At 42.4% G+C, this 22,079-nt stretch carries 17 protein-coding genes and 1 pseudogene; 13 read left to right on the forward strand and 5 right to left on the reverse strand.

All coding sequences use genetic code 11. The annotated features are described in order from the left end of the window. Positions 1-127, reverse strand: a pseudogene (locus tag MF4640_RS04900) (IS5/IS1182 family transposase); the annotation flags it as partial. A 197-nt stretch (positions 128-324) separates the two neighbouring features. Between MF4640_RS04900 and MF4640_RS04905 the strand changes: the two are divergent. From MF4640_RS04905 to MF4640_RS04920, 4 genes are all read left to right on the forward strand, one after another. Continuing rightward, positions 325-1,029: a DUF1003 domain-containing protein gene (locus tag MF4640_RS04905; RefSeq protein ID WP_078388870.1), complete on the forward strand. Its 705-nt coding sequence runs from the start codon at positions 325-327 to the stop codon at positions 1,027-1,029. A 479-nt stretch (positions 1,030-1,508) separates the two neighbouring features. Continuing rightward, positions 1,509-2,279 carry a 5'/3'-nucleotidase SurE gene (surE, locus tag MF4640_RS04910; protein ID WP_005399784.1) on the forward strand — a complete coding sequence of 257 codons (771 nt, stop codon included), beginning with the start codon at positions 1,509-1,511 and terminating at the stop codon, positions 2,277-2,279. Between the two features lie 153 nt (positions 2,280-2,432). Beyond that, positions 2,433-3,251 carry a peptidoglycan DD-metalloendopeptidase family protein gene (locus MF4640_RS04915; RefSeq protein ID WP_005399783.1) on the forward strand — a complete coding sequence of 273 codons (819 nt, stop codon included), beginning with the start codon at positions 2,433-2,435 and terminating at the stop codon, positions 3,249-3,251. 95 nt (positions 3,252-3,346) lie between these two features. Beyond that, a complete protein-coding gene (locus MF4640_RS04920) occupies positions 3,347-4,276 on the forward strand; it encodes a LysR family transcriptional regulator (RefSeq protein ID WP_010326350.1) in 930 nt (309 codons plus the stop codon). 209 nt (positions 4,277-4,485) lie between these two features. Here the strand turns inward: MF4640_RS04920 and rsmI are convergent, their stop codons facing one another. Next, positions 4,486-5,331 carry a 16S rRNA (cytidine(1402)-2'-O)-methyltransferase gene (gene rsmI, locus MF4640_RS04925; RefSeq protein ID WP_062034476.1) on the reverse strand — a complete coding sequence of 282 codons (846 nt, stop codon included), beginning with the start codon at positions 5,329-5,331 and terminating at the stop codon, positions 4,486-4,488. A gap of 331 nt (positions 5,332-5,662) precedes the next feature. Here rsmI and MF4640_RS04930 point away from each other — a divergent pair, with 331 nt between their 5' ends. The 3 genes from MF4640_RS04930 to MF4640_RS04940 are packed head-to-tail and all read left to right on the forward strand — an operon-like array spanning position 5,663 to position 7,688. Continuing rightward, positions 5,663-6,070, forward strand: coding sequence for a YraN family protein (locus tag MF4640_RS04930; protein WP_078388871.1), 408 nt, complete (start codon positions 5,663-5,665; stop codon positions 6,068-6,070). 60 nt (positions 6,071-6,130) lie between these two features. Further along, positions 6,131-6,814: a BON domain-containing protein gene (locus tag MF4640_RS04935; protein WP_078388872.1), complete on the forward strand. Its 684-nt coding sequence runs from the start codon at positions 6,131-6,133 to the stop codon at positions 6,812-6,814. Then, positions 6,804-7,688 (forward strand): alpha/beta hydrolase, encoded by an 885-nt coding sequence (locus MF4640_RS04940; RefSeq protein WP_078388873.1) that lies wholly within the window; start codon positions 6,804-6,806, stop codon positions 7,686-7,688. Before MF4640_RS04935 ends, MF4640_RS04940 begins: the two co-directional genes overlap by 11 nt. Before the next feature lie 42 nt (positions 7,689-7,730). On the opposite strand, the gene nudC is transcribed toward MF4640_RS04940, so the two are convergent. The 3 genes from nudC to dnaQ all read right to left on the reverse strand — a co-directional run bounded on the left by nudC (position 7,731) and on the right by dnaQ (position 11,698). Then, positions 7,731-8,507, reverse strand: a complete 777-nt coding sequence (gene nudC / locus MF4640_RS04945) for an NAD(+) diphosphatase (protein ID WP_078388874.1) — start codon at positions 8,505-8,507, stop codon at positions 7,731-7,733. Beyond that, positions 8,507-10,150, reverse strand: coding sequence for a chemotaxis protein (locus MF4640_RS04950; protein WP_078388875.1), 1,644 nt, complete (start codon positions 10,148-10,150; stop codon positions 8,507-8,509). The genes nudC and MF4640_RS04950 overlap by 1 nt, the downstream gene beginning before the upstream one ends. A 126-nt stretch (positions 10,151-10,276) precedes the next feature. Further along, entirely contained in the window at positions 10,277-11,698 is a 1,422-nt protein-coding gene (dnaQ, locus tag MF4640_RS04955) for a DNA polymerase III subunit epsilon (RefSeq protein ID WP_078388876.1), read from the reverse strand. Between the two features lie 209 nt (positions 11,699-11,907). Here dnaQ and MF4640_RS04960 point away from each other — a divergent pair, with 209 nt between their 5' ends. From MF4640_RS04960 to MF4640_RS04985, 6 genes are all read left to right on the forward strand, one after another. Further along, on the forward strand, positions 11,908-15,177 hold the full coding sequence (locus MF4640_RS04960; RefSeq protein WP_078388877.1) for a LysM peptidoglycan-binding domain-containing protein: 3,270 nt from the start codon (positions 11,908-11,910) through the stop codon (positions 15,175-15,177). A 35-nt stretch (positions 15,178-15,212) separates the two neighbouring features. After that, positions 15,213-17,054: an extracellular solute-binding protein gene (locus tag MF4640_RS04965; protein WP_078388878.1), complete on the forward strand. Its 1,842-nt coding sequence runs from the start codon at positions 15,213-15,215 to the stop codon at positions 17,052-17,054. 21 nt (positions 17,055-17,075) lie between these two features. After that, a complete protein-coding gene (locus tag MF4640_RS04970; protein WP_078388879.1) occupies positions 17,076-18,137 on the forward strand; it encodes a microcin C ABC transporter permease YejB in 1,062 nt (353 codons plus the stop codon). After that, the gene (locus MF4640_RS04975) at positions 18,137-19,150 is read left to right on the forward strand and encodes an ABC transporter permease (protein WP_078388915.1); all 1,014 of its coding nucleotides are present in this window, start codon (positions 18,137-18,139) and stop codon (positions 19,148-19,150) included. The genes MF4640_RS04970 and MF4640_RS04975 overlap by 1 nt, the downstream gene beginning before the upstream one ends. Next, on the forward strand, positions 19,125-20,714 hold the full coding sequence (locus MF4640_RS04980; RefSeq protein WP_078388880.1) for an ABC transporter ATP-binding protein: 1,590 nt from the start codon (positions 19,125-19,127) through the stop codon (positions 20,712-20,714). Before MF4640_RS04975 ends, MF4640_RS04980 begins: the two co-directional genes overlap by 26 nt. Positions 20,715-20,832: 118 nt before the next feature. Continuing rightward, positions 20,833-22,077: an NADH:flavin oxidoreductase/NADH oxidase family protein gene (locus tag MF4640_RS04985; RefSeq protein ID WP_058869293.1), complete on the forward strand. Its 1,245-nt coding sequence runs from the start codon at positions 20,833-20,835 to the stop codon at positions 22,075-22,077. Positions 22,078-22,079 lie beyond the last annotated feature (2 nt).

The following is a 22,079-nucleotide window of genomic DNA, read 5'->3' on the forward strand; positions in this document are numbered from 1 at the left end:
CTGATTTCTTTTTGAGTGATTCTGCTTTTTCTAAAACCTCTACCATTTCAGTAAAAACATGTCGAGGTACGCCAACCAAGCGTTTGAATTCAGAATCTGAAAAACGATTTAATTTCTGATATCTCATGAAATTTATATTGAGGTGGTTTTTACTTTCGCAAGAGGTCTATTATATCTGTGGCATTTTTTTATTCATGGCTACTGTCTAGAAAAATCTTAATGAGGAGCTACTCTGAGTGGTGCTGAAAATTTGACATTGGTTTAAAATTTGTTCGATGATGTTTATCTCCCCAAAACCAATAATGATTATAAAAGAGAACGAGCATGAGCGAAAAAAATCAAAGTCATGAATGTTTAGTCTGTGGGCAGAAATTCCTCATTAAAAATCTCATTCCTATGGGGGCAATACGAAAATCTATTACCGAAGAAATTTCACATGATTTTCCAGAATGGTCGCCTCAAAGTTATATATGCCAAGCAGACTTAACCAAATATCGAATTCAGTATGTTCATTCACTGTTAAAGTCTGAAAAGGGGGAAGTGACTGATCTTGAATATGAGGTGATTAAAAGTTTGCAACAACATGAAGTGATCACCAAAAATGTTGAAAATCAGTTGGATCAAAATTGGACTTTAGGGGAAAGGCTGGCAGATAAAATTGCGACCTTTGGCGGTAGTTGGGCTTTTCTCATGTGCTTTGCGACTTTCCTAGCCATTTGGATTATTGTCAATACAGTGGTTATGGTCACGCATCCTGCCGATCCGTATCCCTTTATTTTATTAAATTTAATTTTATCCTGTATTGCAGCGATTCAAGCTCCTGTGATTATGATGAGCCAAAATAGACAGGAAGCTAAAGACAGATTGCGTTCGCAAAACGATTATAAAATTAATTTAAAGGCAGAGTTAGAAATTCAACATTTAAATGAAAAACTAGATCATTTGTTGATGCATCAGTGGAATAGGTTAGCCCAAATACAAGAAATACAACTGGATTTGTTATCCGAAATGAGTAAAAAACGCGAATAACTTGTCTCAATATCCAAACACTTAAAAGTATGTTTTGTAATAGTGAGTCATAGCTGGAATTGCTCTCTTAAATATTTTTAACTCATTGCTTTATATTTATTTGTTTATGTAAGAGAAGAGTAGTTTTATAGAATCAAGAGATCTATATGTTATCTTTTTGAAGGCGTACTCTCCAGTAAACACTTTAAACCTATGCTTAGCTTCTTCTATTTTTAAGCTCTCTCTTTTGTACTCTGTTCATGCAAGAGTAAAGTACTCACCCAGATCAATGATTTCATCTTTTCAGATTGCCTGATCTCAATGTATAGTCGTTCTGCATCGAGGACTCTATAGCTTTTCTTTTCGCTTTAAAGATTTAGTTTTTTTTAAAGCTACCCCCAAATCTACCTGTATGAATTGCAGATTAAAAAGACGAAGACGAGTGCAAAATAGATGTATAAGGCTTTTACCGACTCATATAGATTTAAGAAGATCCATCAGTGAATATTTTAATAGCTAATGACGATGGTGTTTTTGCACCAGGTATTCAAGCGCTCGCACATGCTTTACGTCCATTAGGTCGCGTGGTGATTGTAGCACCCGAAAGTGAACGCAGTGGTTTTTCCAGTGCTTTGACTTTAGATCGACCCTTACGCCCAATCGAAATTGCACCCGACATGTGGGCAGTCAATGGAACACCCGCCGACTGTGTCTATTTGTCCATGAATGGCTTATTTGACTTTGAGTTTGATCTGGTTGTTAGTGGCATCAATAGCGGGGCAAACTTGGGTGATGATGTACTCTACTCAGGTACAGTTGGAGCAGCATTTGAAGGGCGTCTAATGAAACAGCCAGCCATTGCGGTATCACTTGCGGGCCCTGAAGTGCGTTCGTACAACAGCCCAGAAGATTATCATCATGCCGCACAGTGGGTGCATGATTTTGTGAAGCAAGGTTTGCCTGCATTGCCACCACGCCATATTTTAAATATTAATATTCCAGATGTTGCTGAGTTACAGGGCGCTAAAATTACTTATCAAGGACGTCGTCGTCAGTCTAAGCCGATTACCAGTCATGTTGACCCACGTGGTCGTCAAGTGTACTGGATTGGGCTTGCAGGTGAAGCTGTGGCAGAACCGAAAAGAGGCTATGATGAGGTAGAGTCAGACTTTTTCGCTGTGGCAAATGGTTTTGTCAGTATTACGCCTATTCAGATGGATGCAACCAACTATGAAGTTTTGCATGCATTACAAGGGCAAATAAGTGCGTAAAAGTCGCTACAGCTGAGCAATACAAGGAATGTATTCAGCTGTTTGTTATAACTTTGTGAAAATACGCGCAGAGATACTATTTTCACATACTTTTTTGCTAATCTTAGCGCAAATTAAACTGATTATTTTTTGTATTTTTAGAGAGTAAGATAAATGTCTGTGTTGTCTCAAATTCGTTTCATTGCAATTCCTACAGCACTACTGAAAACTGTCGTGTTATCCACAGCTGTAGTTTCAACTGTTATTTTGAGTGGTTGTGCTTCTAAACCACAGGTTAACAATGCAACACGTTTTGCGAAAGCACCAGACTATTATACAGTTCGTTCAGGCGACACGCTGAGCGGTATTGCAACTCGTTATGGGCTGAGTTATACCTCTGTTGCAGACATGAATGATATTGCTGCGCCGTATCGTATTTATGTGGGGCAGTCATTACGTTTAAAAGGCTCGGGTAGCCCACGTACAACTACGACGCAACCTATTACACAAACCGCTCCAATTCAACGTCAAAATATTGGTCTCCCGAGTCAAAATACGACCACCACAACCACAACAACTCCTGCTAAAGTACCGACCGCACCTGTTGTGAGCTCGAAAAGTTCAACTTTACGCTGGGTAAAACCAAGTAATGGCGCTGTTTTGCAAGGTTATAATTTAGCAAATAATGTGAAAGGTATTCGCTATGCTGGTAACCAAGGTGATCCAATTTATGCAGCAGCAGATGGCCAAGTGGTGTATGCAGCAGACGGATTGAAAGAATATGGGAACTTAATTTTGGTTAAGCATATTGATGGTTATATCACAGCATATGCACACAACAGTGCGATGAATGTGAAGAGCGGTCAAAATGTGACGGCAGGACAGAAAATTGCTGAAATGGGATCCACAGGTGCAACGCGCACCATGTTAGAGTTCCAAGTACGCTTAGATGGCAAGCCAATCAATCCGACTATAGTTTTACCATTAAATTAAAAAATCTGGATGCAACGCAAAAAATTCACCGTATAATACAATGAGTTGTTTTTATCAAATAGATGAAAACTTCTCATGAATCCAGAGAGAATTTTATGTTAGATCAACTACGGGCAATGGGTGTTTTTGCTTGTGTTGTCGAAAAGAGTTCATTTAGTGGTGCTGCGCGTGAGTTAGGCATCACTACAAGTGCTGTGAGTCAGCAAATTCGTTCTTTAGAGCAAGAGATGGAAGTTGTTCTTTTACATCGCTCAACAAGAAAGTTGAATTTAACTGAAGCAGGCCAGGCTTTTTTCCACAGCTGTCAAGAAATGCTCGCCGCTGCTGAACGTGGCAAAATACGTATTAATGAATTGCGCGATGATCTCGTGGGTGAGCTGCGAATAGCCACTACGCCAGAGTTAGGTGCCAATCATGTGATTCCTGCTTTGTCGCATTGGATGTCTGCACATCGTGGATTATCTATTCATATTGAAGCAGATAATCATTATGTGGATTTGATGAATGGGCGAATTGATATTGCCCTAAGAATGAGCCCAACGGTTGACGATCAAAGCGTACATGTCGTGCCATTGGCGCGCGTGGAACAGATTTTGGTTGCTTCACCGAGCTATTTGAATCAGTCTGCACCAATTTCACGACCTGAAGATTTGAAAAATCATGATCTTATTCCGATCACGATTATGAAGAACAATCATGATTTTGATTTTAAAAATGTGGTGACAGGTGATGCGGTTAAACTTGAGATGAAATCAAGAGTAGCCAGTAATAATATTTTAGTGACAAAGACTTTATGCCAACATGGGCATGGAGTTGCACGTATTTTATATTTGGATGTGCAAAAAGAATTGGTTAACGGTTCTTTAGTGGAAGTTCTTCCAGAGTGGAAGCTCCCTAACTTTACGCTATATGCCATCATTTCAAAGCATGAACAACAGCCGATGAAGATCCATCGTTGTCTGGATGCATTGAAACAATACTTTTGCCAACTACCCGGCGGTCGTATTTACCAAGAAGCAAGCTAATTCGATAGAGATTGTAACTGACGATCAGTCAACCCATACACATGCTTATAAATTTTAAATGACATAACTACATAATTTGAGTTAAGCGGTTCACATGGAACTGCTTAACATGGAGAGCAGCAGAGAAAGGCCAAAGCACTTACATCTGTTGCTCTTTATTTTTTTCATTCAAAAAGAATAGCAATACTTTTATTTCAAGCTATCTAAGCTTATTCAGCCTGATCTTGTGTTAATTCTAAAGCACGTTGGTAAGCAATTTTCTTTTTAATGCCGGTCAAATCAGCCGCTAACTGTGATGCAGCTTTCACTGACAAATCTTGTAAGAGACGCGTTAAAAGCTGGTCGAGTTTTTCTTGTGCCATATCTTTTTCAGTGGTCGCGCCACCAACAACCAATACAATCTCACCTTTTTGTTGATGATGATCGTTTGCAATAAATTCAACCAACTCACCTAAAGTCATCTTCTTGATGGTTTCAAAGGTTTTGGTAATTTCACGGGCAAAACCAACAGGGCGGTCAGCACCAAAGACTTTAGCCATGTCACTGACACTGTCTAAAATACGATGTGGTGCTTCATAAAAAATCAGGGTTTGTGTTTCGTCTTTGAGTTTTTCCAAACTCGCCAGTCGTTGGGTTTGTTTAGAAGACAAAAAACCTTCAAAGCTGAAACGATCACTTGGTAAGCCCACTGAGCTTAAAGCGGCAATGGCAGCACAAGCGCCAGGAACAGGGATTACGCGGATATTATGCTCTTGCGCTGCACGAACCAATTTAAAACCTGGATCACTGATAAGAGGCGTTCCTGCATCACTGATAAGCGCCATATCTTCACCTTTCAACAAACGCTGAATAAGGATGTCAATTTTGTTGCTTTCATTATGATCATGGCATGCAGTAAGTGGAGTTTGAATATTAAAGTGTTTCAGTAATTGTGCTGAAGTTCGTGTATCCTCAGCAGCAATGATTTTGACTGATTTTAGTACATCAATTGCGCGGTAAGTCATGTCATCTAAGTGCCCAATAGGGGTTGCGACTACAAATAACTGGGCACTCATGGGTTTTCTCCGCGCTGCAAAATAATAAAAGGATGGGGGGTGAGTCGTGTGCTTTGGTACATTCAACCGATACCGCGATAAGCATTCTACCTGAATTGTCCGTCGTGGCGTGAGCTAGAATGTTGTCGGCGATGGATTTGCAGGAGTCGGTAAGACATTCGATTGAAATTTAAACGTCAGGAGGGCTTTAAAAGTAGAATGAAATGAATTGATTGGTTCGAGAGACTCACAGCAGTGGTTTTAAACATCAAGACGTGAGATTTTTGATCGAAATTGAGTTTTTCGAAATGTGATGATTAAAAAATAAAAATGAAGTAGGGAAGATAAAGAGATGAAACTGGGACAATGGGCAGAGCAACAAGCTTTGACTGTGCTAGAAGAACAGGGGTATGTTCATGTACGGTCCAATTATCACTCGCGCTTTGGCGAAATTGATCTGATTGTACAAAAAGGGCAGGAATTGGTTTTTGTTGAGGTCAAAGCACGCTCAAAAACGCGTTTTGCGCAGGCTATTGAAACAATTTCCTATTCAAAACAACGCAAAATAGCAAAAACGGCCATGTTATTTTTACAAGATCATCCACATTTCCAGCAATATTATTGCCGCTTTGATGTGATTTGTTTTGATTTTTTTAAAGAAATTGCAAAAACCATACAGCAAGATTTTTCAAAATTCACTTATGATCAGCAATGGATAGAAAATGCTTTTACTTTTGATCAAGACTTTATTAATCTTTGAACAAAATCAAAGCTGAAATGCTGAATTAAAATAGTTTGAAAAGTTGAGGAGTCTTGCTGAGTGTTCAATCGTATTGCAATGACCGTATTATGCGTCGCAAGTTTATCTGGATGTGCAAGTTTCATTTCGGGTGGGACAGGAACAGCCGCTGTAGGAACAGAAAGCGGTGCACGTTCATTAGGGCAGGTCTTTATTGACTCTTCAATTGAGCGTACTGCAAAAATTAACTTATATAAATTGGACAGTCGTTTTAAACAGTCACGTGTCAATATCGAAAGTTTTCATGGGAATGTCTTATTAACAGGACAAGTACCTGATCAACACTTACGTCAGTTAGCTGAAGACAATGTACGTGCGATGTCGGATGTCAAAACCGTGCATAACTACATTACAGTTGGAAATCAAATTAGTTATAGCACCATCATGCAAGACACCTCAGTTACGGCAAATACACGTGGCTTGATCATGAAAGCTGCTGTTGTTTCAGATGCGAAAGTGCGTATTCACACCGAAGATGGCGTGTTATATGTGATGGGACGTTTAAATGGTGCTGAAATTACCGATTTAAACCAAGTTTTACAGCAAGTGGGGAATGTGACTAAAATTATCACATTGGTGGATAATATAGAGCAACAGACGCAAATGACCAGTGCGTTTGCATCACCAATGATTAATTCAACACCGACAGAGCAAACGCCTGTTGCGATAGACCCAGACCAAGTTGAACCAAATAATGTTCAATAAGCTTCAGCCTTTTGTTCAAAGACTGAATCGTTCGGTAGAGTATGCAAGATTACTCTATCGTGACTTTCGTATTTATGATGTAGGTAGTTATGCCCTAAACCGTTTAACACCACGTAAGGGTTATTCGGTCCAAGAAAATGTGGCCTATGGCTTACGCGCGCGACACCGTCTAGATCTGTTTCGCACGCAAAAACCGCGTGAACACCGTCCTCTGATTGTATTTGTGCATGGCGGCGCGTGGATGCATGGCGATAAAAAAGATTATCGTTTTATTGGTGAAGCCTTTGCCAAAGAAGGCTTTGATGTGGCGGTGATTAACTATCACTTGGCGCCTGAGCATATTTTTCCTGCCTCTATTGATGATCTCAGCTTGGCTTTAAATTATCTCAATGTGCATCAGCTTAAATATCAAATTTCAACGGAAAAAGTGGTGTTGATGGGGCATTCTGCGGGCGCGTTTAATGTGATGTCTGCGCTCTATCATCCGAAGCCATATGAAATACAATGCCGCAATCAAATTACCGCCATTATTGGTTTGGCAGGCCCTTATCATTTCGACTATAAAGGCGATCCAATTTGTGCAGATGCTTTTGATCAGAACAGGCCTTATCAGGAAGTGATGCCATATTATTTCGTCGAGTCGAATACGGTTAAACATTATCTGTTGGTTGCAGAAAATGATGATGTCGTCGGGTTGAGTAATGCCGTTGATTTGGATCGTAGGTTGAAAGAAAAAGGCAACTACAGTCAACTTTGGACGGTGCCGCGTATCGGTCATATTTCAATGATTGGTTCGGTATCGAGTTTGTTTAGTCGTTACTTCACGACCAAGCAAAAAATTATGCAGGCGCTAGAGGATGCGCTTAAGCACTAATTGGGTTTTAAAGTATATTTGTTGTAGAGATGGTGAGTGAGCTTAGAGCCACTCACGTGTATCATCTGCGACTGTTGTGCCTTCTGTCGCATGCATGATCATGGCATGTGCAATACTGCCTTTGAACGGAATTTCAGGCAATTGATCAAACTTGAAGAATTGGGCATCGCTGATTTCTTCTTCTTGTAAGCAAAGCTCACCCGACGCGTATTCTGCTTTAAACGCAATCATTAAGTTACTTGGGAAAGGCCAAGGCTGACTCGCTAAGTATTGAACATTTTTAACTTGAATGCCGACTTCTTCCAAGGTTTCGCGGCGTACAGCTTCTTCTAATGTTTCACCGACTTCAACAAAACCTGCAATCAACCCATACATATTGCTACGGGTATTCCGTGCATTTTTTGCCAACAGAATTTCATCTTCACCTCGTGTAATGACGGTGATGACACAGGGTTGTACCCGTGGATACTGATGATAACCGCAGGCAGGGCAGATCATGGCATATTCGCTGGCATGTGCTTCTGTGGCGTGGCCGCAATGACTACAAAATTTATGATTGCGACGCCATTCTAGCAGTTGAATAGCTCGGCTGGCTTGCTCGAATTGTTGGGTGCTCCAGAGCGGAAGCAACTGGCGAATTGGGATGAGTTCTAAGCCTTCAGGAATCGGCTCATTGTCTAGCAGGTCTCGGGCAATCACTTGATCACCCGAGTGAAAACTTAAATCACTTGCTAGCTTTTCTACACGAGGCAATTGAAAATTATGGTCCACCAACAATTGTTGTTGGTGGAAAATATAAGCAAGTGAAAGTTCTGACATTAGGCAACAGTCTTTAGTTTTTGGCTACTGTCCAATGCTACATCAAACATACTGTGTAATACAGGCTGTTTGTTTTTTAAGTTATCAATCAGCATATCTGCACTTGCAAGAGTGTCAAGCACATGATTCACCTGAGCAGCAGTGAACGCAGTTTCAGCCGTGATTTGTTGTTGCACAAAATCTGCTGAAATATTCAGGGCGGTTTGACCATTTTCTGCACCTAAGAACAACATTGCGCCCGCAACTTCACGTAGTTGCGCAGGAGTATTCTCAAGAGCAGTTAAATCTTGTTCTTGCTGATATTGCGCCAAAGCTTGACTACTTAAGTCGATAGAGGTTTTAGCCTCAGTCAATAAAGCAGCATGGGCTTCATCTAAACGGTCTAGTGAAATATTCATGTTGTTCACACGAAGCTGTAGGCGGCTTGAAGTATGGTGACGTTCTAGCACGCCAATCGAGTTCATTGCCGACAAGATCACGTTCATCAACTGCTGCGCAAAACCTTCATCTTTCAGCATATCTGCTTGACTAAGTGATGCTGCTTGACGGTTTAAGTCATTATGCGCCTCATTTAAGTTCAATACTTTGAAGATGTTCGCCAAATCGACCAGTTTTGCTTGGAGCTCTTGGGTTTTCTCAGGCGTCATGTTTTGATAGTTGTACTCAATGTCATTGCGGATTTGCGACATTTCGGTGGTCACCAAATCACTAATGGTATGCATCGTGTCGAAATCTGGGCCATACAGATGACGACTGAAAACTTGCAGCTGCGTATCTGTGAGTAAGTCATCGCCAATATTGAGTTTGCCACGGATGTGTTGAGAAACTTCGTCTTCTTGGCTGATACATAGGCTGAGAATGTTGGCAAGATCGGTGAGGCTGGCTTTGAAACGTTCAGGCGCAGTAAAGAACTGTGCAATGTTACGTTCGATGCTAATCAAAGTGCGTAAACGTGGTTCATTAATGAGCAATTGTTCAATTTGATTGAGTGCAACATAGACCAAGTTCCAATATTGTTTACTCGGCGTTTGTTCTGCTAGACCCGCTAAATAAGTGCCCACCAATTTCATTGCTTGTAAATCAAGTTCGCTTTCTTCTTGTTTCAGCATTTGGCTTAAAGACAGCTTGTACAAGCGGTGAACATATTGAGATTTTTCAAGACTTGGTGCTTGAGGGAGGCTGAAATCTGGGGTAATACAGTCCAGTAAGGACTCGATGTGTTGACCTTCTTGCGTTAGAGGCTTTGCTAATGCAATTTCAAGACGGTTTAAGGTATCGAGTAAAAACTGTGGAATTTTCACTTCTCTTAAGCAAATGAACTCAATATAGCGCTTCAGCATGGTCGTGCCTTCGCTGAGTGCAATCACATCTTGCGTATTAATCTGTGCAGGATTCCCCATGATCTTGCGCATAAGCTCTGCGGAATATTCAGCAATTTTGGCCAAGCTCGACATATCAATCAATGCAAGCACTTGAGCACATTGCTCAAATTGGTTTAATGCATCGTCAATTCCAAATGGTAAAGTCTGATCTTCTGCTAAGGTGCTCACAGCTGATTCAACCAGTTTAATGGAATTATCCACTTCATTTTTTATTATCAGCAGCGCTGTTGGATCAAAATGAATAGAGGTTTGGTAAGACATTGATCTGCACCTATCCTAGTGTTTTATCGTGTTTATATGCGGCCCAAAGAAGGCATAGCAACTTGTTCATCACTATAGCCTAACTGAAAAATCTTGTAATACAAAAGTTAACAAAAACTTTAGAATTTATTTGGCAAAAAGGCAGGGTGTGCCATGTTTTTCTTGGTATTGTTTGACCCAAGTCTCATGTGCTTCAAGTTCTTCGGCTGAAGGGTGAATTACCGCCAGTTCAATATCCAGTGCTTGACGCTGACTTTGCCCATTTTGTTGTTCACTATGCGACAGGGCATCCATATCAAAGGAAACCTGACCACCTGTCATAGCCAAGTAAACGTCGGCTAGAATTTCAGCATCCAGCAAGGCCCCGTGGAAGGTACGGTCACGCTGTGGAATTTCGTAACGGCGAACTAAGGCATCGAGTGAGTTTTTTTGCCCCGGATGCTTAGATTTTGCCATCGCGAGGGTATCTGTCACCGCACAAACTTCAGAAAGCGCAACAAATCCTGCACGCTTGAACTCCATGTCTAAGAAGTTCATATCGAAGCTTGCATTATGCGCAATGATTTCCGCACCTTTTAGATAGGCAAATAAAGTGTCAGCAATCTCTTGATACAGCGGTTTATCTTTTAAAAAGTCATCAGAGATCCCGTGGACATTTTCAGAATCGCCCACAGGTTTTTTTGGGTTGATGTAGATATGAATCGAGCTGCCTGTGAGCTTTCGATTGACCATTTCAATCGCGCCAACTTCAATAATGCGATCACCATCTTGATAATAAAAACCCGTGGTCTCTGTATCGAGGATGAGCTGTCGAGGTCCAAAGACCTCAACCTTACGTGGAGTAATCACAATTTGCGGATGTTGTTTGAGTTGTGTTAAATCGACACTTGCCGCAACTTCAGGCGTTTGTTCAGTAGAAGCAACCGTTGTGCCAAGTTCTGGTTCAGCCATTAAACTTGGCTCTTGTTCTGCAACGTGTATTTCACTTTCGGCTAAATCTTCGCTGTTATCAACTTCTTCGTCATCGAAACCCAAACCAAAAGGGTCGTTTAACAACCAGTCTGGTTCAACTTTTTTTTTATCTATGGATGGTTCTGTTGTCGTTGTTTTAGACTGACGAAGTTGAGCCTGTGTTTGATCGGCACCGAGGTTTGCCAATTGATCTGCCATTTCATTACCTTCGTGACCTGCATGGCCTTTGACCCAGTGCCAGTCGATATCACGGCCTTGGCAGGCTGCATCGAGTTTTTTCCATAAATCTGGGTTTTTAACGTCTTTCCAGTTTTTCTTTTTCCAACCCGTAATCCACTCGGTAATGCCACGTTTGACATAGGTTGAATCTGTCCAGACTACCAACTTCGCATCGGTTGGGCAAAAAAGAATGCCTTCAATGGCCGCGGTGAGTTCCATACGGTTATTGGTGGTGTTGTCTTCACCGCCACACAGTTTATGTTCTTCAGTTTCTGTAATAATGTACGCGCCCCATCCCCCAAGACCAGGGTTTCCACGACAAGCACCATCGACATACAGGGTAATTGTTTGTGACATACACAACTTCCGTAAACTGAAAATTAAAACTAAGCGGGCACCATTGTATAACGCAAATGCACTAGAGAAGTGTATAAGATGCAGCTTTTTTAATTTCTTGTAACATTTATACTGATTTCAAGTTAAATTAACGCCTTGTGTCTGCGGCGTGCTTTACTACAATGGCAGATCTAAAAAATAAATTTTATACGAGTTGTTTGGATTTTCTTATGTATAAGTCAGCTGCCATTTTTGGCCAACCGATGTTACCGACATTATTTAAAATTACAGTACTCGGTTCAGCACTTGCGACACTTGGACTGGCTGGTTGTTCCTCGACGCAAAGTGCAACGCAAACATCTAAATCCAAACAAGTCGGATCGAACTACCTAGATGCAAACAGCCTAGATTCTTTAGAAGATTTACTTTCTGCAACCGACATGCGTGCGGTGGAAGGAGACCGACTGTTGGTGTTAAAGCACGGTGACGTTTGGAAGCGTATGACCGTTGGCTTTAAAATGAACACCGATCATTGGAATCCGCGTATTGATGCTCAGCGTGGGTGGTTTATTTCACGCCAACCGTATTTGGATCGTTTAAGTGCACGAGCTTCACGTTATTTGTATCACACCGTTAAAGAAGCCGAACGTCGCGGTTTACCAACAGAGCTGGCTCTACTACCTGTGATTGAAAGTTCGTATGACCCTGCTGCAACCAGTAGTGCTGCGGCTGCGGGCTTATGGCAGTTTATTCCAAGTACGGGACGTATTTATGGCTTAAAACAAAGTAGCCAATACGACGGTCGCCGTGATGTGGTCGAGTCAACGCGTGCTGCGTATGAGTTCTTGGGCAGTTTATATAACCAGTTTGGTTCGTGGGAACTTGCACTAGCGGCTTATAACGCAGGTCCGGGCCGTATTCAACAAGCGATTAACCGTAATAAAGCCGCAGGTTTGCCAACAGATTATTGGTCATTAAAACTGCCTGAAGAAACCATGAACTATGTGCCGCGTTTCTTGGCGGTTGCGCAGATCATTAAAAATCCAAATGCCTATAACATCAATTTACCGCCGATTGCGAACCGTCCGCACTTTAGAGAGGTTACTGTGGGCGCGGTGAGTCTAAATGAAGTTGCGTCGATTACAGGTTTAAGTCGTGCCGAGCTGTATCAGTTAAATCCGGGACACCGTGGTGAATGGATTGATGGTGCAAGTCCAATGCGGATTTTAATTCCTGCGGATTTGAGTCCTTCAGTGGATGTACGTTTGAAAAAATTACAGGGTGGTTCAGGCGGCTTGTGGGCATCTGCAAATACCAAACTGCCTGAAAATAACCAAACGATTCAACCAAGCAAAATTGAACCACCGACGTTGAACACCAAAGCGATCACACCGTCGAAAACTACACCACCTGTTTTAGCGACGACAACAACAAAAACCACAACAGGAAAGCCTGCCACTTCGTCTACAGTAACGTCGTCGAGCAGTACTGCTATTGCGACGCCGTCTCGTGGTTCAACGCCTAAGGGTTCTAATGCCCTGGCTGCTTTTGCTGCTAATAGCGATATTCCAAGTGCGCCGCGTATTCCAGTTGCGGTTACGCCTGTCACGTCAGTGAAACCCGTTTCCGTTGAACCACCAATTTCAGCAGCAGAGCGTGAACAGTTAACCGCAGCAATTCATGCTGAAGGTCAAAGTAAAACTGTCGATGAAGTTCTGAAGCCGATTGCAACGCAGGCTGAACAAGCTGAAGTGGTTGCTGAAATTCAAGCTTTGGCCCCTCAGGGGACAGAAATTGTAGATCCTTTGGATGGTAAAATTAAGCTCACCGCAATTCAAACCAGTCAGTCTGTGGCTGAGCTGCAAGGCAAAGAGTTAACCAAAGGTTTTGCTTATCCAAAATCTGTGGCTGACAATACCAGTCTTGACTCGGATGAAGTGAAACGTAATCAAGGCAAAAACTTTGTTAAGACTGACTCTGAAATTGTGATTGTGCCGCCAAAAGGTAAACGTTCAACTTATACAGTACAACCGGGTGATACTTTGGCGCTGATTGCTGCCAAAAATGGGGTGAACTGGCGTGATGTGGCGAAGTGGAACCAAATGGATGCCAATGCCACACTTTATGTCGGTACATCGATTTATTTATATGATGCAAAACCACAAACTGAAAAAGTTGAAGTACGTTCTACAGTGAAAGCTGAGACTAAACCCGAGAGTTATACCGTTCGTGCCAATGATACCTTAACTGGTATCGCGGATGAATTTGGTTTAAGCTTAAAACAGTTGGCTGACTATAACGGTTTAAGCGTGACCAGTGGTGTACGTGTGGGACAAAAGCTTTCTTTAAAAGAAACAGCTCAATCCCGTACTAAATCCAACGATGAAAAAACTAGCAGCCCAACCAAAGTGGCAACCCAGTCGTATACAGTGAAACGTGGTGAATATCTGAAACTGATTGCAGACCGCTATGCGCTGTCAAATCAAGAATTGGCAGATTTAACACCGGGTTTAAATGCGGGCAGCAACCTGTTGGTGGGACAAAAAATTAATGTGCCACTCAATGATGTCAAAAGCTTAACGACAAGTAGTGCCAAAGCATCTCCAGTCAAAGCTGAGCCACAGTTCAAAGTTGAAAGTTATAAAGTACAACGTGGTGATACTTTGTATAGCATTGCATCACAGTCGAAGATGAGCCTGTCGGAGCTAGCTGATCTCAATAATCTTTCAACCAATAGCGGCTTGCAAGTGGGTCAAAGTATTAAGATCCCTGCGGGCTCAAGCGTGCCAGATACTTATACCGTTCAGTCTGGAGACTCATTAACTGCGATTGCTTCGCAATATAATTTGGGTATGGATTATATTGCTGACCTCAATAATATGAGTCGTACAGCGGGCTTACGTGTGGGTCAAAAACTCAAATTAACGGGTGAAGTGCCTGCTGTTGAAACGCCGAAAACAGTCGAAAAACAAACGACTGCAAGTAATAACTCAACCGATATTCACGTGGTGAAATCGGGTGAAACCCTAAATAGCATTGCGCGTAAATATCACTTGCAATTGAACTATTTGGCTGAATTAAACAACCTAAGCCGTACAGCCAATGTTCGTGTCGGTCAGCGTTTGAAAATTGAAGGCGATGTTGATTCAGCTCCAATCAAAACAGAAACAGTGGCAGCAAAACCACAAGCAACTTCTAGCCGTGCAACTGAAGCCTATAAAGTGAAGTCAGGCGAGTCGTTAAATTCAATTGCAAGCCGTGCGGGGATGTCAGTGTCAGAGCTTGCTAGTTTAAATAATTTGAGTCCGCGTGCGGGCTTACAAGTTGGGCAGACCATTCAAATCCCAAAACTGATTTCGCAGTACACGGTGAAACGTGGTGATACCTTAATTGGACTGGCAAGTCGTTATGGTATGGACACTTCGCAATTGGCTGAGCTCAATGACATTAAACCGAATACACAGTTGCGCATTGGGGATGTAATTAAGGTGCCGAACTAATATTGAGTTGAAATGCAATTTCAGAGAAATCCCCGATGAAGGTTAGAACAACACTCTTGCTGTTCAGCCTTGTAACGATTCCTTTAAAGGCATGGTCTGCACTGCAGACCATGCCTTTTATTGCACCTTATGGTATGCCGAAATACAGCCAATTAGATCATCTGCCTTATGCCAATGTGCAGGCACCGAAGGGTGGCGAATTAACACGTGCAGTCATTGGGAGTTTTGATAACTTAAACAGCATGAATGGTCGTGGTACTGCGGTTGAGGGAACCAATTATTTATTTGACTCACTCATGAGTAGCTCTTTGGACGAGCCTGCGGTGATGTATCCATTGCTGGCAGAAAAGGTCAGCTATGACCCGAAAAACTTTAACGCGATCATTTTTCATTTAAACCCAAAAGCACGGTTTAGTGATGGTAGTCCTGTTACCGCAGCCGATGTAAAGTTCAGTTTTGATATCTTTCAAAGCAAATCCAATTTTGGCTTACAGATGTATTTGTCGGATTTAGCCAAGACAGAAGTGTTGTCCAAATACAGCGTCAAAATGCATTTTAAAACCCGAAATAATGTGGAAATGCCTTTGATTGTGGCCAGAATGCCAATTTATTCCAAAAAAGACTGGCAAGGCAAAGATTTCAGTCAAACTTCGGTCAAACCGATTTTAGGTTCAGGCCCTTACCTCTTAGAGAAAATCAATGCAGGGCAGCGGGTTGTTTATAAGCGTAATCCAAAGTATTGGGCCAGAGATTTAAAGGTCAACCAAGGACGCTATAATTTTAACCGCGTGGGTTATGTGTATTACCGCAGCAAAGATATTGCTTTTACTGCGTTTAAGGCGGGTTTATATACCTTGCATGAGGAAGAGTCTGCACGACAATGGGTGACAGCCTATAACTTTCCCGCAGCGAAACAAGGTCTCGTTAAAAAATATCGCTTTAAGCATTTCAATCCAATTCCAACGCAAAGTTTTGTATTTAATACCCGTCGTCAGCCTTTTCAAGATATTTATTTTCGCCAAGCTTTAACCTATGCCTACGACTTCGAGTGGCAAAACAAGGCGATGTTCTATGGGCAATATCAACGCTTGCAAAGTTATTTTTCTAACAGCGAACTAGAGGCGAAGGGTCTACCTTCGGCTGCTGAAATCAAAATCTTAAAGCCTTATTTGGCAAAATTGCATCCCGTGCAGCGAGATGGTGTTTTAAAAAATTGGCGTTATTCAGCTTCAGATGGATCGGGCTATAATCGAAATAATTTACTCATCGCACGACAGATTTTATTAAAAAATGGCTATACATATAATGCAAAAGGTCAACTGTTAGATCGGAAAAATAAGCCGATTCAGTTTGAGTTTCTGATTCAGCCGAGTGATGCTGTACGTGAAATTACGCCTTTTGTTCGCCATCTAAAGCGCCTAGGAATACAGCTGAACATTCGACAGGTTGATACACCGCAGTACTATGAGCGTATGCGGACTCAAGATTTTGATATGACCCTACAAACGATGCCACAGTCTTTGACACCGGGCAAAGAACAGGTGCAACTGTGGGGCAGTGCTTCAGCCCATCAGGTGGGAAATTATAATTATTCGGGTATTCAAAATCCGGTGATCGATCAGATGATCCAACAGTTGATTCAAGCGCCTGATCGTAAGCAAGTGGTGGTGCAAACGCGTATTTTAGATCGCTTGTTGCGTGCAGGTTATTATCAAATACCGACCTATGGTAAAGCGGATCAATGGTATGCCTATTGGAATATGTATCAAAAACCAGCACGGAGTCCACAGTTGCATGTCGGTTTGGATTATTGGTGGAGTGATGTCAAACAGGCAAAAAAGGTGAGTCAGTATTTAGGTCAGGCAGCCAAGCCATAAGCTGGCATAGGGGTGGGTGAGATGCGTATGTATATATTCAAAAGGCTGTTGCTGATCGTTCCGACCTTATTTCTGATTTTGCTGATCAATTTTGCTGTGATTCAAATTGCGCCCGGTGGTCCTGTTGAGCAAGCCATTCAACAAGCGGAAGCTATGCAAACTTTGGGTAATCTGGGCGGTGCGGGTGTAGGCTCAAATGTCTATCAAGGCGCGCAAGGACTCAGTGATGAAATGCTCGCAAAGATCAAAGCACACTATGGTTTTGATCAGCCCATGCATATACGCTTTTTTGAAATGGTGAAAAATTACGCGCAACTGGACTTCGGCACGAGCTTTTTTAAAGACCAGCCCGTTACAGCACTGATTAAGGATAAATTACCTGTATCCGTGTCCTTGGGGCTGTGGAGTGCTTTGCTAATTTATCTGATTTCGATTCCTTTGGGCATCAAAAAAGCCCGATTGCACGGCACGGTGTTTGATCAGTCTACATCGCTACTGTTGGCAGTGGCCTATGCAGTTCCTGCGTTTATTTTTGCAATTCTCTTGATTGTCTTTTTTGCAGGCGGTTCTTATTTCCAATGGTTCCCCTTACAAGGTTTGGTTTCGGAAAATTTTGCGGATTTGTCGTTATGGGGCAAAATTAAAGATTATTTCTGGCACATGGCTTTACCGCTTTTGGCGATGGTGATTGGTGGCTTTGCCACAGTGACTTATCTCACCAAGTATTCGTTTATGGAAGAGCTAGGCAAGCCTTATGTGCTGACGGCACGTTCCAAAGGCCTGACTGAGTCTCAAGTGTTGTATGGTCATGTGTTTCGCAATGCGATATTGATTGTGGTAGCAGGCTTACCTGAAGCTTTAATCGCTTACTTCTTTGTGGGCAATTTATTTATTGAGATCATATTTAATCTGGATGGTTTAGGCCTATTGGGCTTTGAGGCGATTGTGCAGCGTGACTATCCTGTGATTTTTGGCACCTTATTCATTTTTACTTTGTTGGGCTTGCTGCTGCGTCTGATTGGCGATGTGTTATATCAGTGGATTGATCCGCGAATACATTTTGATTCGCAAGGGAGAGGCTGATGTCACCTATTTTACAGGCAGGTTTCAAGCGGTTTAAGCAAAATAAGTTTGGTCTCAGTTGTTGTATTTTATTTCTTTGTGTTTTTGTACTGTCTTTAGCTGCAGAACTGATTGCGAATGATAAACCGCTGTTGCTTAAGTATGATCAGACCTTATATTTCCCAGTATTGAAACACTATCCTGAAACGACTTTTGGCGGTGTGTTCGAAACTGAAACTGAATATAAAGATCCGGTGGTACAGCAGCTGATTCAAGCAAAAGGTTGGGCTGTTTGGCCGTTGATTCAATATTCATATCAAACCCCCAATGTAGATTTGACAGTCCCTGTACCGTCACCGCCCACGATGCAAAATTGGCTCGGGACAGATGACCAAGGTCGTGATGTTTTGGCACGAGTATTATATGGCTTACGTGTCTCATTGCTGTTCGGTTTTGTTTTGACTTTCAGTTCAGCTGTACTGGGCATTGTGATTGGAGCGGTACAAGGTTATTACGGTGGTTGGGTCGATTTAATCGGACAGCGCATTTTAGAAGTGTGGGGTGGGCTACCCATGCTATTCATGGTGATGATTTTAGTCAGTATGTTTAGCCCAAATATTTACTGGCTGTTTTTAATCATGCTGTTATTCAGTTGGACAATTTTAGTTCCACTGGTACGAGCTGAGTTTTTGAGGGCACGTCAGTTGGATTATGTCCGTGCCGCGCGAAGTTTAGGTGTCACCAACCGAGCTATTATTTTTCGGCATATTTTACCCAATGCAATCAGCTCTAGCCTGTCACAACTGCCTTTTATCTTAACAGCCAATATTACAGCACTAACAGCACTGGATTTCTTGGGTTATGGCTTACCGCCTGATGCGGCATCATTAGGCGAGCTTTTGTTACAAGGCAAGAATAATTTAAATGCACCATGGTTAGCACTGTCTGGCTTTTTCAGCTTGGCCCTTGTGCTTGCGTTGCTGATGTATATAGGAGAGGCTTTACGCGATGCATTTGACCCTAGACGCCAATAATACAGCCTCCATACTTAAAGTGAATGCATTGAGCATTCACAGTTCAGAACGGGTATTGGTTGATCAGCTCAGTTTTGAATTGCGTGCTGGGCAGACTTTAGCGCTGGTTGGGGAGAGTGGTTCAGGAAAATCGATCAGTGCTTTAGCCTTGATGGGGTTATTGCCGAAAGCATTGCAAGTGTACGGGTCAGTACTGTTAGACGGAAAAGAGCTACTCGAGCTGAGCGATGATCAGTTTAGGCAGATTCGTGGGCAAAAAATTGCAATGGTTTTTCAAGAGCCGATGACTGCCTTGAATTCTTTACATCGAGTAGAAAAAATCATTGCCGAGACTTTATGGTTACAGGGCTGGTCGAAAGCTCAAGCGCGGCAACGTGTGATTGCCTTGCTAGAAGATGTGGGCATTCCAAATCCTGAAAGTGTGTTGCAGCGTTTTCCTTATGAGCTGTCTGGTGGCCAACGCCAGCGGGTCATGATTGCTATGGCACTGGTGCAAGAGCCTGATATTTTGATTGCTGATGAGCCCACCACGGCACTAGATGTCATGCTGCAAGTTCAAATTTTAGACTTGCTGAAGTCTTTACAACAGCGCCATAACATGGCCATGATTTTGATTAGCCATGACCTCAACTTGGTGAAATACTATGCTGATGATGCCGTGGTCATCCATCAAGGTAAGGTCGTAGAGCAAGGGGCGGTTGCGCAGATTTTTGAGCAGTCGCAGTCTACTTATACTCAAAACTTACTCAATCATTCTTTTGGTCAAGCCATTAATGTACAAGATGCAGCACCTTTGCTCTGCTTAAAACAACTTGAGGTTAAATTTCCGATTAAAAAAGGCTGGTTTAATCGCACGACACAGTATCTTGCTGCGGTTGAAGCTTTGGACTTGAGCTTGGCTCAAGGGCATTCGTTGGGAATTGTTGGGGAAAGTGGTGCAGGCAAAAGTTCTTTGGCACTGGCTGTAGCAAGGTTGATTGAAAGTCGAGGGCGGATTCTGTTTGGAGAACATGATTTAAACCAACTTTCGCAAAAAGCATTACGTCCGCTTCGCGGTGATTTTCAAATCGTGTTTCAAGACCCGTTTGCAAGTTTGAACCCACGCATGAGTGTTGAACAAATCATTGCAGAAGGTTTGACTTTAAAACCTTTGTCTTCATTTGAGAGGACGCAATGTGTTGAGAATGTCTTAACTCAGGTGGAGTTGCCAGTTATATTTAAAAGCTATTACGCGCATGAGCTATCCGGTGGACAGAGACAGCGTGTGGCTTTGGCACGAGCCTTGGTGCTTCAACCGAAACTATTGATTTTAGATGAACCAACTTCGGCCTTAGACCGAAGCACGCAGCGTTCGATTGTGGCGTTATTACGCCGCCTACAACACGAGCAGGGTATCAGCTATTTGTTTATTAGCCATGACTTACAAGTGGTACGTGCACTCTGCCAACAAGTTTTGGTTTTGCGACATGCCAAAGTAGTGGAATTGCAAGCCACTGAACAACTTTTTGAGCAACCGCAGTCTGACTATACGCGTCAATTGATTCAAGCCAGTCAGTATCAGTAAAATCATTTTCTAAATAAAAGATCAGAAATTTTGACAAAATGAATTGTCAAATTCTCTTGACTGTAGCCAAAAAACACATAGAGTAAAAACACTAAAAAATATTAAAGGATGAATTTTCATGAGCCAGCTTGCAAGCGCAATCGACATTGGGCAGGTCCATTTTAAAAATAAGATGATTAAAGGGGCAATGAGTGAAGCACTGGCTAATCATGCTGGCCAGCCGAATCATTTGCACTTAGGCTTGTATGAGGCTTGGGCAAAAGGAGGCCTAGGCTGTGCCATTACAGGTAATGTGATGGTGGACTTCCGAGCTAAAAATGAGCCAGGCGTGGTGGTGATTGAAACCGAGCGTGACTTAGAACCACTAAAACAATGGGCTGCGATTGGTAAAAAACATGGCATGGTGCAATTGGTGCAGTTGTCACATCCGGGCCGTCAGTGTCCTAAGGGCTTGAATAAGGAAACGGTTGCACCTTCAGCAGTACCGTTTAGTCCCGCTTTAGCAATGAGCTTTGGAACGCCACGAGCGCTTCGTGAAGATGAAATCCTTGATATTATCCAGCGCTTTGCAACTTCAGCCGCCATCTGTGAAAAAGCGGGCTTTGAAGGCGTGCAATTACATGGTGCACATGGTTATCTTATCAGTCAGTTTTTATCGCCGTTGACCAATAAACGCCAAGATCAATGGGGTGGCTCTGCTGAAAACCGCATGCGTTTTTTATTGGAAATTTATAAAGCGGTACGTGCGGCAACGTCAGAGCAGTTTATTATTTCGGTCAAACTTAATTCAGCAGATTTTCAGCGTGGCGGGATTAGTGAAGAAGATGTCATTGCGACATTTAAAGCTATTGATGCGGCTGGGATTGATTTGATTGAGATTTCAGGGGGCAGCTATGAAGCACCTGCCATGGCAGGGGTGAAGCAAGAAAAGCGTAAGGCATCGACTATTGCACGTGAGGCTTACTTCTTAGAGTTTGCTGAAAAAATTCGTGAACAAGTCCAGTGTAAGTTGATGGTGACAGGCGGTTTTCGTACTGCTGCGGGTATGAACGCAGCTTTAGAAAGTGGCGCGTGTGACTTTATTGGGATGGCGCGTCCATTTGCGGTAGAACCCGACGTGACTAATCGTTTAATTGCAGGGCAAGATGTACGTTATGCAGTCGATAAGATCAAAACAGGCATTTCAATGATCGATAAAATGGCGATTATGGAAGTGATCTGGTATGCCGCGCAATTTAAGGATATCGCAGAAGGTAAACAACCAAATCCGAAACTATCACCGCTTAAAGTGTTTTTTAATTATTTAAAAGGCAATGTAAAGGCGGTGATTAAAGGGCAAGTCAACTCTAGAAAGTCAGCTTAAGC

Source organism: Acinetobacter sp. MF4640, assembly GCF_002018895.1.
In the GTDB taxonomy this organism is placed as follows: Bacteria; Pseudomonadota; Gammaproteobacteria; order Pseudomonadales; family Moraxellaceae; genus Acinetobacter; species Acinetobacter johnsonii.

Excerpts from the sequence above, each read along its gene's own strand:
- rsmI (WP_062034476.1), bottom strand. The coding sequence starts at position 5,331 with ATGAGTGCCCAGTTATTTGTAGTCGCAACCCCTATTGGGCACTTAGAT.
- MF4640_RS04905 (WP_078388870.1), top strand. The coding sequence starts at position 325 with ATGAGCGAAAAAAATCAAAGTCATGAATGTTTAGTCTGTGGGCAGAAA.
- MF4640_RS04985 (WP_058869293.1), top strand. The coding sequence starts at position 20,833 with ATGAGCCAGCTTGCAAGCGCAATCGACATTGGGCAGGTCCATTTTAAA.
- MF4640_RS04930 (WP_078388871.1), top strand. The coding sequence starts at position 5,663 with ATGAAACTGGGACAATGGGCAGAGCAACAAGCTTTGACTGTGCTAGAA.
- MF4640_RS04965 (WP_078388878.1), top strand. The coding sequence starts at position 15,213 with ATGAAGGTTAGAACAACACTCTTGCTGTTCAGCCTTGTAACGATTCCT.
- MF4640_RS04975 (WP_078388915.1), top strand. The coding sequence starts at position 18,137 with ATGTCACCTATTTTACAGGCAGGTTTCAAGCGGTTTAAGCAAAATAAG.
- MF4640_RS04950 (WP_078388875.1), bottom strand. The coding sequence starts at position 10,150 with ATGTCTTACCAAACCTCTATTCATTTTGATCCAACAGCGCTGCTGATA.
- MF4640_RS04920 (WP_010326350.1), top strand. The coding sequence starts at position 3,347 with ATGTTAGATCAACTACGGGCAATGGGTGTTTTTGCTTGTGTTGTCGAA.
- MF4640_RS04960 (WP_078388877.1), top strand. The coding sequence starts at position 11,908 with ATGTATAAGTCAGCTGCCATTTTTGGCCAACCGATGTTACCGACATTA.
- MF4640_RS04970 (WP_078388879.1), top strand. The coding sequence starts at position 17,076 with ATGCGTATGTATATATTCAAAAGGCTGTTGCTGATCGTTCCGACCTTA.
- MF4640_RS04980 (WP_078388880.1), top strand. The coding sequence starts at position 19,125 with ATGCATTTGACCCTAGACGCCAATAATACAGCCTCCATACTTAAAGTG.
- MF4640_RS04940 (WP_078388873.1), top strand. The coding sequence starts at position 6,804 with ATGTTCAATAAGCTTCAGCCTTTTGTTCAAAGACTGAATCGTTCGGTA.
- dnaQ (WP_078388876.1), bottom strand. The coding sequence starts at position 11,698 with ATGTCACAAACAATTACCCTGTATGTCGATGGTGCTTGTCGTGGAAAC.
- nudC (WP_078388874.1), bottom strand. The coding sequence starts at position 8,507 with ATGTCAGAACTTTCACTTGCTTATATTTTCCACCAACAACAATTGTTG.
- MF4640_RS04915 (WP_005399783.1), top strand. The coding sequence starts at position 2,433 with ATGTCTGTGTTGTCTCAAATTCGTTTCATTGCAATTCCTACAGCACTA.